The sequence below is a fragment of the Methanosarcina spelaei genome (assembly GCF_002287235.1).
In the GTDB taxonomy this organism is placed as follows: Archaea; Halobacteriota; Methanosarcinia; order Methanosarcinales; family Methanosarcinaceae; genus Methanosarcina; species Methanosarcina spelaei.
Map to the genome: position 1 here is coordinate 1 of NZ_LMVP01000029.1, position 14,795 is coordinate 14,795.

At 37.9% G+C, this 14,795-nt stretch carries 10 protein-coding genes and 3 pseudogenes; 5 read left to right on the top strand and 8 right to left on the bottom strand.

Annotated features, from left to right (window positions below; genetic code table 11):
• Nucleotides 1–30 precede the first annotated feature (30 nt).
• From ASJ81_RS02605 to glnA, 6 genes and pseudogenes are all read right to left on the bottom strand, one after another.
• Nucleotides 31–315: pseudogene (locus ASJ81_RS02605) on the bottom strand (DUF6444 domain-containing protein); the annotation flags it as partial.
• 501 nt (nt 316–816) lie between these two features.
• On the bottom strand, nt 817–1,851 hold the full coding sequence (locus tag ASJ81_RS02610) for a Coenzyme F420 hydrogenase/dehydrogenase, beta subunit C-terminal domain (RefSeq protein WP_095643121.1): 1,035 nt from the start codon (nt 1,849–1,851) through the stop codon (nt 817–819).
• Nucleotides 1,852–1,857: 6 nt separating this feature from the next.
• Nucleotides 1,858–2,601: a GltB/FmdC/FwdC-like GXGXG domain-containing protein gene (locus tag ASJ81_RS02615; protein WP_095643122.1), complete on the bottom strand. Its 744-nt coding sequence runs from the start codon at nt 2,599–2,601 to the stop codon at nt 1,858–1,860.
• A 5-nt stretch (nt 2,602–2,606) separates the two neighbouring features.
• Complete coding sequence (locus ASJ81_RS02620) at nt 2,607–4,118, bottom strand: glutamate synthase-related protein (RefSeq protein WP_095643123.1); 1,512 nt, start codon at nt 4,116–4,118, stop codon at nt 2,607–2,609.
• Nucleotides 4,115–5,167, bottom strand: a complete 1,053-nt coding sequence (locus ASJ81_RS02625) for a class II glutamine amidotransferase (protein WP_095643124.1) — start codon at nt 5,165–5,167, stop codon at nt 4,115–4,117. Before ASJ81_RS02625 ends, ASJ81_RS02620 begins: the two co-directional genes overlap by 4 nt.
• A gap of 917 nt (nt 5,168–6,084) precedes the next feature.
• Nucleotides 6,085–7,428, bottom strand: a complete 1,344-nt coding sequence (gene glnA / locus ASJ81_RS02630; protein ID WP_095643125.1) for a type I glutamate--ammonia ligase — start codon at nt 7,426–7,428, stop codon at nt 6,085–6,087.
• A gap of 592 nt (nt 7,429–8,020) precedes the next feature.
• On the opposite strand from glnA, the gene ASJ81_RS02635 reads away from it, so the two are divergent.
• Nucleotides 8,021–8,503 (top strand): TspO/MBR family protein, encoded by a 483-nt coding sequence (locus ASJ81_RS02635; protein WP_095643126.1) that lies wholly within the window; start codon nt 8,021–8,023, stop codon nt 8,501–8,503.
• Nucleotides 8,504–9,261: 758 nt separating this feature from the next.
• Here the strand turns inward: ASJ81_RS02635 and ASJ81_RS02640 are convergent.
• Nucleotides 9,262–9,471 (bottom strand): DUF1059 domain-containing protein, encoded by a 210-nt coding sequence (locus ASJ81_RS02640; RefSeq protein WP_095643127.1) that lies wholly within the window; start codon nt 9,469–9,471, stop codon nt 9,262–9,264.
• A gap of 133 nt (nt 9,472–9,604) precedes the next feature.
• Complete coding sequence (locus tag ASJ81_RS02645; protein WP_095643128.1) at nt 9,605–9,913, bottom strand: Hsp20/alpha crystallin family protein; 309 nt, start codon at nt 9,911–9,913, stop codon at nt 9,605–9,607.
• 917 nt (nt 9,914–10,830) lie between these two features.
• Between ASJ81_RS02645 and ASJ81_RS02655 the strand changes: the two genes are divergently transcribed.
• From ASJ81_RS02655 to ASJ81_RS02675, 4 genes and pseudogenes are all read left to right on the top strand, one after another.
• Nucleotides 10,831–11,838 carry an ATP-binding cassette domain-containing protein gene (locus ASJ81_RS02655; RefSeq protein ID WP_095643129.1) on the top strand — a complete coding sequence of 336 codons (1,008 nt, stop codon included), beginning with the start codon at nt 10,831–10,833 and terminating at the stop codon, nt 11,836–11,838.
• Nucleotides 11,835–12,668 (top strand): ABC transporter permease, encoded by an 834-nt coding sequence (locus ASJ81_RS02660; RefSeq protein WP_095643130.1) that lies wholly within the window; start codon nt 11,835–11,837, stop codon nt 12,666–12,668. Before ASJ81_RS02655 ends, ASJ81_RS02660 begins: the two co-directional genes overlap by 4 nt.
• 872 nt (nt 12,669–13,540) lie before the next feature.
• A pseudogene (locus tag ASJ81_RS02670) lies at nt 13,541–14,284 on the top strand (IS630 family transposase); the annotation flags it as partial.
• 241 nt (nt 14,285–14,525) lie between these two features.
• Nucleotides 14,526–14,795 (top strand): annotated as a pseudogene (locus tag ASJ81_RS02675) (IS110 family transposase); the annotation flags it as partial.

Genomic DNA, 14,795 nt, shown 5'->3' on the forward strand with positions numbered 1-14,795 from the left:
GCAGCAGTTCAAAGAATGCTCTATTACCTAATCAGGATTATCAACCATTTTAAGAGTTGTTCCTGGATGACCTTCTTGACCTCCAGGGTTCTTTTCGCTCTTTTTACGGAGACTCTTGGGATTAGGTTTTCCTTTGACAAAAAAATCAGTAGAAGGAGGTTTACTGCTGTTTCTGCTATTTTGATTTAAGCGAGATTCTAAAACTTGCAATTTTTCACTAAGCTGTTTTATTTGAGATTCAAGACTCTCAATGTAAGTTGCAATAACTTCAGGGTTTGAAGTACACAGAGCAAGAATCTCTTCACGTTTCATCAAAGATAGAAATAACTCATTGTAAATCCAATTTTTCCTCGAAAAGAGGAAAAATTGTGTAGCCCTAAAAAGGCTACCTGAATAGTAACGATAAAAAAAGCAAAGTTGCCAATATAATGAAAAGTATCCTGCTTGACATTGTTAACTCTCAGATAACACGTATCAAAAGAGTTTACTTAAATTTTATGGCAAAATAGTCCAACTATCAGCGCAATAGCTTTGTGAATCTTAGAAGAAACTCAAATTTAGATTGATTACGCTTTAGTTGGATGATTTGGTCATAAATTAGTTATATAAGTAAGTTTCTAGGAAAAAACATTAAAAATGATGTTTGATGGAGCTCAAATTCTCTCTGGAAGGTTTATTCGAACTCTAATTGTCTGGAGGCAGAAAACTTGTTTTAGTATGCTTAGAACGTTCTTGGTTCTGCCTTTGGAAAAATAGAAAGAAAAAAAGATGGAGTATAACTCCATCCAAATCTGTTTTGAAGTAATTATTCCGGTTTTATTCCGGTTTTCTTTTAAGCTTTTTCTTAGCAAGTTTTTCAATTATCCCGGTATCGACTTCTCCACCTATACTCAATTTCTTGTTAGCAACTGCGCTTTCAAGAATGTGCTGTCCTACAAGAGTACGGACAATAAGAGTGGTGTAGCCATCAGGGCTTCCAACCGCACCGGCTGAGATGTCAGCTTCAAGGGCTGTAAAGTCCGTGCAGATGCTGCAGCCTGGGCGGACAGTGTCCTCAAGTTCGGTAAGGGGAATTACATACTGCATTCCGTCATTGAGGGTGATTTCGAGCTTGCCTTTAACGTCAATACGGCAGACCTTCATGGGTTCGAGAGCGTACTCGCTTTTTAGCTTGCCTGCAACAAGTTTTTCATAATCGAAACTTTCCGTGCAGAAAAGCCCCATGATGAAGCGAATGGACTTTTTGTATGGGCCCACAAGCTGGTGGTCAGTTTCAAGCATTTTGCGAACTGCCTGGACAACGCATGGAACTCCAACAACTGCAATGTTCCTGTACTTCCTGTTTACAACTGCTTCCTTCAGAGAAGAAACAAGAGGAACCCACCAGTTATAACGGCTTCCTGCCTGGCCGATAAGAGCTTCACTCCTGGTAATTACCATTGAATGCGGCTTGAGGGTCCAGGGATCCTCAGTAACCGTAACTACAGCATCTACAAGACCTGTATCAAGAGCGTTTGCAAGAATTGCTGTTACTGCTCCTCCACTCTGCTTTTTCGGAATATCAAACTCAGCTTTCCCACCAATAATTTCAAGATATTCTCCGAGCAAGCTTGAGGGCTGTTCTTCAAGTCTCGGACAAACCTCGTAACAGGCTCCGCAGGGAACGCCGTCAACAGCAGCTTTACAGTAGTTGTTGCTCTTCGGATGTGCGGAATCGCCACCTGTTTCGAAGTATAGAGCATCAGCAGGGCAGACTGCAATGCAGGCCCCGCAGCCTGAGCAAAGGCCTTCGTCCCAGACTTTTGACTTAAGGTCAAGGTAACTTTTGCTGATTGGTTTCTGTTCTGCCATTTCTGATCACTCCCATACATATTTGCTTGCAAAAGGACGGCTGCTTACAGGTCCGATCTTTGTATAGTTGGTGTCCAGGAACTCTGCGGCGTCATACCCAAACTGCTCGCAGAAGCTCTTTATAATTGGGGTAATGCGTTCAAGGTCACTTTCGGTAAACTTGAATTTCTTGGCTCCTGTTCCAAGCAGGTAATCATCTACGTCCCCACGGATAATAATTTCTCCACCATGGATTCCGCTTCCGATACCCCTGTCTGTCATGGCTTTATCCTTGCCAATACCAAGCACGAGTACCATTCCACCTGCCATATATTCACCGAGGAAGGAATGGGCTGTGCCGCCTACAACAAGTATAGGTCTGGCTTCCACTTCGTATTGTTTCATGTGGATGCCGCCCCTATAACCAATATTATTCTTTATGAAGACTTTTCCTCCACGCATACTGTGAGCAACTGCATCTCCTGCACTTCCGTGAATCACGAGCATTCCTTTATCCATTGTGTTTCCCGGAGCATGTTCGGCATTTCCATGTACAATACAGGTCGGCCCACTCATGAATATTCCCAGATCTCCTCCGGGAACCCCATTGACTATGATGCGGACATTGCCTCTAAGGCCGTCACCTATAAAGCGCTGTCCGAGAACGTTGTCGAGTATGATTTCCTCTGCTCCATCCGCAATCGCAGCCCTGATTTTCTGGTTTAAGGGGGTGTAATGCATACCTCTGGCATCAATTTTTACCGTCTTCATTTCAATCAGGCCCCCGCTGGCAGTACATCAAGGATTTCAAGCATTTTTTCGTCCAGCATATACCCACGCAGACGGTCTCTATTGCCACGCAGGCTTTCTATACTGTTGATTCCTGCAGCACCCATAAGTTCACTGAGTTCGTCAGTCCAGCCCTTAATAAGATTTGAGACCTGAACTGCTCCGATCTCAGGATCAAGCCTGCTCACAAGATCTGGACGCTGAGTAGCAATACCCCAGGGGCAAAGGTTTCTATAACAATTGCCGCAGACCCTACAGCCCAGAGCGACAAGAGCAGCAGTCCCGATATTAACAGCATCTGCTCCGAGAGCAATTGATTTGGCAAGGTCTGCACTGGTCCTTATCCCACCACTTGCAATAATTGAGATCTCGTTTCTGACACCCTGTTCTCTGAGTTTCTGATCAACGCTTGCAATTGCAACTTCAATCGGAATTCCCACATTGTCCCTGAAGACCTTGGGAGCTGCTCCGGTTCCGCCGCGGAACCCATCAATTACTACCGCATCTGCAGAAGAGCGAGCAATACCAGCAGCAATTGGAGCCACATTATGCACAGCTGCAATCTTAACGAAAACCGGTTTCTTCCATTCGGTTGCTTCTTTCAGGCTTCTAATAAGCTGAACAAGGTCCTCAATACTGTAAATATCATGATGAGGTGCTGGACTAATTGCATCACTGCCAATAGGGATCATGCGAGCCTTTGAGACTTCTTCACTTACTTTCTCTCCAGGCAGATGTCCACCTATACCCGGTTTTGCTCCCTGACCAATCTTGATCTCAATGGCAGCGCCTCTTTCGAGATAATCAATGTTTACACCAAACCTACCTGATGCAACCTGGACAATCATGTGATCCTGATAAGGATATAGAGCTTCATGGAGCCCTCCCTCTCCTGTTCCCATATAAGTTCCGAGCTCTGTGACGGCCTTTGCCATACTGAGTTGAGAGTTGAGGCTGATAGCTCCGAAACTCATGTGGCCGATCATGATAGGGGTATTAAGCTTAAGATTTGGGGCAAGCTTTGTTTCGAGCTCTACTTCGCCACTTTCGGTCTTTCGGAATTTGAGTTTGGATGGCTTCTTTCCAATGTAAGTCCTGAGTTCCATTGGTTCTCTCAGCGGGTCAATGCTCGGGTTTGTAACCTGGCAGGCATCAAGGAGAAGGTGGTCATAGACAACTGGCAAATCCCTGGCGTTTCCCATTCCTGAAAGAATGATCTTTCCACTGCAAGCTTGTTTAATAATATCCTCTCTGACTTCTCTGGTCCAGAGGGGATGACTGCGGTAGTCTACAGGTTTCTCTGTAAGCGTGATTGCATCCCTTGGGCACATGGCAACACAACGAAGGCATCCTGTACATTTCCTGGATTCTATCAGTATTTTGTCGCCTTCTCTCCTGTACACGCCGTATGAACAGTTTTCAATACAGCGCCCACAGTCCATGCACTGGTCGCGGTCAATACTGACCTTAAATTTTGGGGGCACACTTCCGAGCGTCATTCAATAAACCTCCCTATAATTGGTTCTCCTGCCCTGGGAGTGTATACATTTTTAACTTTTGGGTCAAGTACTCTTATCGCAGCTTCTTCACTGGATATATAGAGCCGGTTTCCATTTTCACCAACTACCAGAGGGCGCAGTTTAATCCTATCAGTAAAACCAACAATACCATTCTCTGTTCCGACCACGATTGCAAAAGGACCATTCATGAGGGCAGACCCATAGGTAAGGCGAACTGCCTTATTTAACTCTGCTTCTTTCGCAGACATCCGGTCAATATCGTCCCAGAAAGGTGGAGCAAGAGCCTTGACAACCGTTTCATAAGAAAGCTCATGCTGCCTTCCAAGCAGGTCAAATAGATAGGCTACAACTTCGGTATCGGTAAGTGCAGTGCATTTGTATCCGTATCCCTCAACATAGCGCTGGTTTGTACCATATGAGGTAATTTCTCCGTTATGTACTACTGACCAGTTAAGCAGGTTGAAAGGATGAGCCCCTCCCCACCAACCTGGAGAGTTTGTGGGATAACGGTTGTGGCCAAGCCAGATATATCCCTTGTAATCTTCAATTCTGTAAAAGTTTGCCACATCTTCAGGCCAACCGGAAGCTTTGAAGACTCCCATATTTTTTCCGGAAGAAAAAATTGTAGCCCCTTTTACATTAGCATTTACTTCCATGACTATGTAAGTAACAACATCTTTTTCAGAAGCCGCTTTCCCTGACATCAGGTCTTCTGAAGGCTTAAAGAAATATCTCCAGGGGATATGTACTTTCTTTATGCCCAGCTGTGGGGTGGTCGGGATTTCTTCCTGGTGAACAATTTCTCCTAATTGCTGAAGAAGTTCATCTACCTTCTTTTTTGGTTCACCTAGATTGTCAAAGAAAACATGAAGAGCATAGTAGTCTGCATATTCGGGATAAATTCCATATGCAGCATAGCCTGCCCCGTCTCCACTACCTCTTTCATTCATGAGGCTGAGGGCGGCTTTTATGCTCGACCCGTCCATTCTGGACTTTGTTCGGTCTATAAAGCCTATTATTCCACACATTTTGATCACTCTAAAAATGGATAGGAATGGATGTAATAAATATAATATATCCATCAGTAATTTCTGAATTATTTCCGTGGCTCATTTTTGAGAACTAGTTCAAAAAACTTGCCAGCTGAGAAACTGGGTTTCAGGGGTAACTTTTCATCAATTTCCATAATTTATGGATTTTTAACTAAGTCTATTTGTATAAATTATTTAATAATGTGAATATATAGCAATGCTTTCACATATGGTTTATAATTATATAATACATCGAGAGGGTCACCACTAAGGGAAGTAAGTAATTTAGTACCTATTTGACAATATATATATGTTTCTTTTTCAGGTTAAAAGTTCTTTAGATAACGCTACAAGGCGCAGCGGCTTAACCTTTTAATTTTAGTTGACTTGTATTTATATTTGTTAGAACCCTCTGTACTTTTACTTTAGAATATCCTTTTTAATAGCTAGTGCTTCGATTCCAAAATCAATTCTTTATTTCCCTAGAAAGATCAGTGATCTTCGGATCTATTCAAAAGTTAAGTTTTATGAACCTACTTCGGAATCGCAGTACTAGTACACTATCATCTTTAGGGCTTTAGAGCCATTTGCTTATTAATGTATATCTGAATTAATTTCTTTGGAAAAAAGTAGTGTTCTTGAGTACCAGGATTTTTCAGAAGGGAAGCATTTTTATATCAATATTCATTTCAAGCATTAGTTTTGAAAAATATTAAAAGATTGTATATGTCCCGACTAGTAAATCCCGTGAAAAATATTTAACTAGTTTGCAGAGTTATTTTTAAAAGTTAAGGCACACTTCCTGGAAGGAGTGTGTCTCTTCAAGTAAACTTTTAGTTCTGTCACAATTTTGTCTAATTCTACCATAATAAATTTTTTTGATATCCATTTGGGTATTAAGATTTCTGGCATGCTTACAGCATATTCAAATATTTCTCAAGTTCCCAAGGGTGAACAATTGCTTTGTATTCATCCCATTCCATCTCTTTAGCACAGAGATAATTACTGAAAACGTGTTCTCCTAGCACTTCTTTTACGAATCCACTGCATTTCATTTCATCAATTGCCTCTTTAAGGTCTGCAGGTAGGGAACGGATACCTTTATTCTCTCGTTCTTTTTCCGTAAGGTGGAAAATGTTCGTGTTAGTCGGCTCTCCTGGATCGATCTTATTCTTTATACCATCAAGTCCAGCTCTGAGCATCAGGGCAAAGGCAAGATAAGGATTACACGCTGGGTCTGGACATCTTAGTTCAACTCTTGTCCCATTGCCACGGGTTGCAGGAATACGGATAAGGGAACTTCTGTTCTTTGCAGACCAGGTGAGGTAAACCGGTGCCTCATACCCGGGTACTATTCTCTTATAGGAGTTAACAACCGGATTTGTAACAGCTGCAAATTCCTTAATATGTTTTAACAGACCACCAATATAGTACATTGCTTCCTGAGAAAGCTGATCTGTACCCTCTGGATCATAGAATGCGTTCTTGCCTTCCTTGAAAAGGGATTGATTAGTATGCATGCCTGAACCATTTACTCCAAAAAGAGGTTTCGGCATAAAGGTGGCATAATATCCTTTGTGATATGCAATTGATTTTACCACATATTTGAAAGTTATAACATTATCTGCGGTGCTCAGCACGTCACCGAATCTAAAGTCAATCTCATGCTGAGAAGGTGCGACTTCGTGATGAGAAGCTTCGATCTGGAAGCCCATATGCTCAAGAGCATAATCAATATCTCTACGTACATCCTGTGCACGGTCAAGGGGAGAGAAATCAAAGTACCCTCCATGATCCGTAAGTTCTGTGGTTGGATTTCCATTTGCGTCAAGTCTGAAGAGGAAGAATTCCATTTCAGGACCTACATTCATTGAGTACCCCATTTTTTTGGCTTCCTCAATTGCGCTCTTAAGAACATACCTGGGGTCTCCCTCAAACGGTTGACCGTCAGGAAGATACACATCTCCAAGGATCCTGGCTACTGCTCCAGTTGTAGGTCTCCAGGGAAGGATCCTGAAAGTAGACGGATCAAGCACAAGTTTCATGTCAGATTCTTCAATCTTTGTAAAGCCCTGGATTGAAGACCCGTCAAACATTACTCCACTTTCAAAGGCTTCTTCTAACTGTTCAACAGGGATTGCCCAGCTTTTGATGATGCCAAGTGTATCCGTAAACTGAGTACGGATAAACTTTACGTCTCTTTCTTTTACAGCCTCTAACACATCTTCTTTGGTCATACATTTTTTTATCTGCACCATTTTGATTTCCCATCCTGACTAGGCATTAGGTATCCTTTTACCTATATAATAGTATATATATTTTTCCTAATCTCATATGAAATATAAAACTGTTGAGATATATAGTAAGTTGTATTATCTTTGAAAATATTTGTATGATTAAGCCCCAATTGTTAGATATATTTCTAATCTCATGTATATAAATCTCATTAAAGCTAATTCCAAAAAGAGTGAGTCTCTTAGTGAGCTCACTTTCCTAAGTAAATTTCGCAAACTCATATTTTTCCGCTATCAGTTTTTAATTAAACATGGATTTATCGGACTTTTACACAGTAAGCAAAAGCACCTATGTGATGTATTTAGAGGCCAGAAACGATATCAATCAATTTTCACAACTATCTGTAAATAGTTTAAACTAATCAAATCTGTCCATAAAATGCGTAAGGAAAACTGTTGATTTTCAAAAATACTGCTGAATGTGGGGTTAGATTTGAGTTTTTTCCGGCAATATGTATTTTGCAAAAATACTGTAAAAAGCAGTATCAAAAACTTAAAGTTTTTTCAACCCAAATATTAATAAAGATCGAGGTATAGAATTATTTCCGGATTTGGTATGGTTCAAAGAATTAATCTTTTCAAGTTACTTGTCTCTGTATTGCTCTGCCAGTTTTCAGGGGCAATAGGTTCGATATTTACAGCGTCTTCTCTTGAAAACTGGTACCTTTTGCTTGAAAAACCGACTTTTACCCCGCCACCTCAGGTATTCTTTCCCGTATGGGTTATACTTTATACACTTATGGGAATCTCATTTTATCTTGTCTGGGAAAAAGGGTTGCAAGAACAAAAAGTTAAAAAGGGAATGCTTATTTTCGGAATTCAGTTAAGCCTTAATGTTATCTGGTCTTTTCTCTTTTTTGGGCTAAAATCTCCTTATTATGCTTTTGTTGAGATTATTTTACTCTGGCTTGCAATCTTCCTGACAATACTGAAATTCCGAGAAATTTCAAAAATGGCTTCTTATCTACTATTTCCTTATATCCTGTGGGTTAGCTTTGCTGCACTGCTTAATTATTATCTATGGATTCTGAACTCATGACCTAAGATTTAAAACTCATTATTGAGCTCCTGAGTTACTCTAGTGTTAAAGTCAATTATCAAGGATTCAATGATTCCTAATAACTGCACTCGATTTTATACGACATTTTTTGTTTGACTCGACACTAGCCTGCTTTCGTTAAAAAGTTTACTTAAAAATGGTTTATTCAAAATTGATTATTATCTAAAATTAGTCATAACTATTAAGCCTACGGCAATGTTCCGAATTATCTATAAATTCAAAGTCAAATTTTTGTGTACTTAGCATAATTCAGTTCTCTCAATATTGACTTCTCAAGCTACTAACTTATTAAGAGTTATAATTTTACAGAAAACAAAAATGAGATTCTTTGAATAACGTGCATAACTATATGAAAATGCATGCTGACGGCAGCATTTTCATGCTAAACTGGCATACTACCAGCTTACCAAAAAAGTTGATTGCATTTGATGAAAACAAGAAAATTGATAACTAATCGTGAACAGATAAAAAGGTACTCTATTGATAATAGTCAAAAAAATAAACTCATTGAAATTGTACGTTGAATCTTAATAGCAATAACTATCAATTCTGTTTTAACCATAGTTACATAGACTATTCAAAACTGTTTTTACTTTAGTTAATTTTAATATACTTCTCTCTGAACTATGGTTTTATACTGGAATCCTGGAATGTAATCCTTAATTATTAAAAAAGTTGTAAAAAAGTTTGCCTAAAAGTCAGAGGTAAACTTTCGTTTTTCAAATAATATGACCGTGTTACAGAGCTCCGCAGCCACAGCTTCTTCCTAGAAGAGTCGATATTCGGTGCTTTAGATGATGAATATCATCTTCGGACATGTTCTGAAGCTCTTTTTTATGTTGTTTTTCTATATGATCGAGCATAGCATTTTCAACTTCTTCCAGTTCATTGCCAGCAGCCATAAAGTTACACTTGAACCCCAGATCACTACATTTTATTATTTTCATAAAATCTCCTCTATGCAAATAAGTGTTAATAAAAACAAACCTTGTTAATTTAAATAAAAATATAATAAAGATTAATAGGATATAAAATTAAGTTTTTTAGAGTTATTTTACAATAATTGATTCCTTCTTTGCCTTACTCAATCTGAACATACCTTGCACACGTAAAATCTTCTTTATAAGGAACTTTGATAGTAAGCATTCCTCCATTGTTGGCTGCAACTGCTTTCTCTGGATCTACAGGCCCATCCAGAAAAAAAGATCCCAAGTACTCTACGTTTTTACTGAATGCTTTTAGATAAAAACTGTTTTCATGCATTAAAAGTGTAATATTCTCACTTTCTACATCGGGAAGTTCAACTTCCAAAGTAAGATATTGATGTTTATCATCATGATACATTGCTAGTATTGGAGTTTTCAATACTCTGGGTACTGCACTTTCCATGACACTCTCTCCTTAAAGAAGATTCCAGTAAAATCTCTCCTTACTCGATTTAACGTCCACTGCTTTCTCAACAGGATGCTGACAAAGTACCTTTTCTTTAAGTATACGGTTTAAAAATTGGCGACTGCTTTTTTCGGGCTTATAGGACAGCAGATTGCGTAACGGTCTGCATACTCAACTCCTTCTGTGGTAGCTTTTACATAGAAACTATCTTCATAATTTTAGAGGTATTGTTTTCTTTTTTACTCTAGAAGAATTATTTCTATTTTCAGGTTTTCAAATCCGTCATTAAGATATACACTAATAATCGATGATAGTCACAAAATATCTACCATTATTTATCCCCAAAATAACATTATCGGTTAACGTATTTATATATATCTTATCCATAAACATGAAAATATATAATTATAATTATAATTATAGAATTACAGATATTCAAATAATATTAAAAATCCTTTATTTTTTTTAAAATAAGTCTGTAATCTAGCTTAATCAACTTATAATTCGAAAATTCGTCCTATAATATAAAGATATCTCTCACATATTCTTTTAATCTTCTATTTATCATGCAATAAAGAAAAAACTTTTTAATAGAAAACAAAAGCGGAAAATTATTAGGGACCAAATTTTAAGAAGTAAGATTGGACAGGACGATCTGTCAGGTATTTTAGAGATTTTTAAATGAAAAAGAACAGTGCCTAAGAGGTTAGTTTAGAAACTTTATTTCCTATTTATATAAACCATCTGAGACATAACTAATTGTGTAAAACTATCAAGATATTTGTTCAAACTCAATAGTTTCAATAAATTACTTATTAAATTTATATCCACTTAAAACAGGGGATCTAATACTGGGGTCTAACATAAATTACAGAAGTGATCCAATAAGGTAGAGGGAAGGGGTTGATTAACGAGTGACCGGAAACGTCATAGAAGTAAACAATCTTGAGCATTCATACGGTTCTATAAAAGCTGTTGACAATATCAGTTTTACTGTAAAGCAAGGAGAGATTTTCTCATTTCTTGGCCCAAACGGAGCGGGAAAGAGTACTGTTATTAATATCCTCACCACACTCAGGAAACTCCAGAAAGGCGAAGCGAGAGTTAACGGGTATGATGTTGCAAAGGAACCAAACTCAGTAAGGAGGTCGATAGGCATTGTTTTCCAGATGCTTTGTCTCGATCATGAAATGACAGTATCTGAGAATCTTGAATATCATGGCAGGATTTACTCGATGAAGAAAAAAGAAAGAAGTAAACGCATCGAGGAACTTTTAAAACTTACAGATCTGGAAAGTAAAAAGGATACCCTGGGAAAAGATCTGAGCGGTGGCATGAAGCGAAGGCTTGAGCTGGCAAGAGGGTTGATGACAAAACCTGCAGTCCTTTTTCTTGACGAACCAACGATAGGTTTCGATATCCAGACGAGAATGAGAATGTGGGAATACCTTAGAGAGATTAAGAGAGAGGGCACTACCATATTCCTAACAACACACTATATGGAAGAAGCCGATCAGTTGAGCGACAGAATAAGCATAATTGACCATGGGAAAATAATCGTAACTGGAACCTCCAATGAGTTGAAGAATAAACTTGGTAAAGACCTTATTTACCTGGAAACAAGTGATAATAAAGCTGCTGCAGAGATATTAAGGTCACTGGTGTCAGTTAAAAATGTAACAGAAGATACAAAATCCCTGAGAATTATGATAGGGGAGGATGTCACTCATGTGCTTCCTCAAATTATGGATAAAATTCGGAGAGAGGGGATAGAGATTATAATTGTAAATATTAAAAAACCATCAATGGATGATGTTTTTGTTCATTACACAGGACATGGATTAAGGGAAGGTAATGAAAACGGAAATGGAAATGGAAATGAAAAACAACAAGGAATAGAAACGGCGGTGGTTTCTGAATGAGCTTCGAATTTCGTGCCATATACTGGAGAGAGATGGTGAAATACTTCAGATATAAATCGATGCTCATCACGTCAATGGTCCAGCCTGTAATGTGGCTGGCATTCTTTGGGCTTGCTATGTCAGATAGTTTTGACAAATTAACTTCACTTGTTCCAAATGAACCTGGCGTTCCGGTAGTCGCGTACATTTCGTATATGGGTGCAGGAATAATTGCAATGGATGTACTGTTCAGCAGTTTGTTTGGAGGAACTACCCTCATGTTTGACAAAAAATTCAGCCTTTTGAGGGAAACTCTTGCAAGTCCAGTTCCCAGGACTCATATCATTCTCGGAATTGGACTTTCCGCTGTGACCAAAGCTCTCTTTCAAACTTTCATAATAATAGGGTTCGGAAGACTTGTAGGAATGGAGTTCTTTAAGGGGTATACCCTGATTGAAACTCTTATCGCAATAGTGGGTATCACGTTACTGGTAGCGATTTTTACTCTTGGCTTCCTTTTCCTATCAGGTTCGATTGCAATTACCGTTGAAAATCCAGAAGGAATGCAGTCTATTCTCACCCTGGTTAGCATGCCCATTTTCTTTGTAAGTAACGCCCTTTATCCCATTGACGGCTTTCCCACTTTCCTCAAGGTTCTATCGATGTTTAACCCGATGACCCTTCTGGCAGGTGGAATTCGTTATTTTGCTTTGGGGACCAATTTCTCCGTGATGGGAAATCACTATATCTATACTACAGTAGATATAGTTGTGGCTTTCCTTGGCCTCATTTTCTTCGCCCTTGTAATGCTATCTGCTGCAATGTGGAGATTTAATAAAGTAGATATATAATTTTCGCGATTTGCTTATTTTTAATTTTTTCGTGAAAGTTTGGAGGAGTTTCCATTTAACACGCAGTTTTTATAATTATTTAAATCAAACATGAGATATTGATCCAAGGTTTTATATTTAAAAAGAAATTTTTGTTCAGTAAACAGTTATAACTCATAGCCCTAGCGTTTTAGTGAAGTCTATCCTTCATTTAAGCTTAACAAAAAACACAGTAAAACAATATATAACTACGTGAACAACAGTTTTCGGGAGTTTGTTTTGAGTTCTGTTCTTCTTTTTTGGATCAAATCCTTAGTTTGACAGTATGAAATAAATTTACTGACAAGCTTCAATTTTTTGTCAAAAATCAATTGACAGTGTTCATAAATTTCGTAAAATTAACTCTGATTTTCCAGCTTCACAATCACTATAGGGCAAATTTATAGAGATTTTCGTCCTATTTTATCACTTTTGGCACCTAACTTTTTAGATAGTATCTAGATTTTATCTGAGATTCATGCTATCTGTCAAATTCTATACCAAGAATTTGGTCAAAAATCATAAAAATAGCCATCAAGAGAAAGAGAATCATCTGTCAAATAGAATAGTAAAAAATTGGCAAAAATTTGTTGAAATAATATTACTTATCATTCCAACGGATATGAAAACAATCTTCCCACATAAAAATCAAACTGTCAAACTAAGGTCAAATAGTAAAAACACGGAATAGGCTTGAAAACTTACTTGAGTTCAATAATTTGTTTTTCGGGTTTTGTTCTCATAAAGTCATCAACCATCTATCCCTGCTACTTCTTATTTTAGTAAGAAACTTTTGGTTATATTATAGTTTTCAACGCAACTTACTACACATATTAACACGCTTATATTCTCTTATGGTGGGGAAAGAACACATTCTAATTGATCAAAAGGTAACTCTTGATGAGATCAACGTCTTACTCAAATGTAAACACAATTCAAGAGTACTTAAAAGGCTCTATTTTGTCAAATTTAGATGTTTGGGAGATTCTGTTGAAGAATCTGCTACTAAAGTTGGAGTGACTAAGAAAATAGGATATTACTGGCAAGACGCTTGGAATAAAGGCGACTATGCTGCCTTAATACCACATTTTGGTGGAGGAAGAAAATCTAAGCTTACTGACGAGCAAGTAAAAGATTTAAGAATCCTTTTGGAAAATAAGGATTACTGGACTACAAGAGAAGTTTTAGAGTTAATAAAGGAAAAATATGGTGTAGAGTATTCACAGAAACAAATAAGAGTTATATTGCATAGTTTTAACATGTATCACTCAAAACCATATACTCTTGATTATCGAAGACCTGAAAACGCCGAAGATGTTTTAAAAAAGTTAACAGAAGCAATTCCAGCATATATTGGTCCCGATGAACAGTATATCATAGGTTTTCTGGATGAATCTTCACCGCAAACAAAGGCAAATACGCAACGTTTATGATCACTTAAAAAACCTTTGATGATGAAAAACACATATTACGTAAAATCAAATGCATTTGTCTTTTATTCTATTAATGGTAATAATTTCATCAATTTTATGGAAAGTTCAAAGGCAGAAAATGTATGTGAGTTCCTGGAAAAAATTGTGGAACATAATCAAAAGAAGAAAACGTACATGAAATTCTTCGAATAACATGCACAAATCAATGAAAGTACTCTACGCCCTCTTTTTTGACTATTAAGCCCTTATTACCTTGGGCAGTAAGGTTGTCCTTATTTTGGTTTTTCAAAACCGTCAGAAAACTAATCAGTGAATTGCCATCGAAGGCTCAAATGTGACTTTGATCACGGATGCTAAATTGGCCTTTTAGGCAATTCGACTGCCCAAATAAATTGGGTGATGTTATATGATTGAAGTCATAAACAAAGCTTGTGGTCTAGACATTCACAAAATCTTTTTCATTGCTACAATTATCAGTCGATCTGGTGGAAAACAACAGCAACGTTTCAACAGAGATGACGAAGGAATTTTAGCCCTTAAAAATTGGGTAATATCCGAAAAATGTAATGTTGTTGCATGTGAGTCAACAAGTGATTTCTGGGTTCCTATTTATGATTCTTTGATAAAGCATCTACCTGTAATAGTTGGAAATGCTCGAGATATGAAGGTATTTACC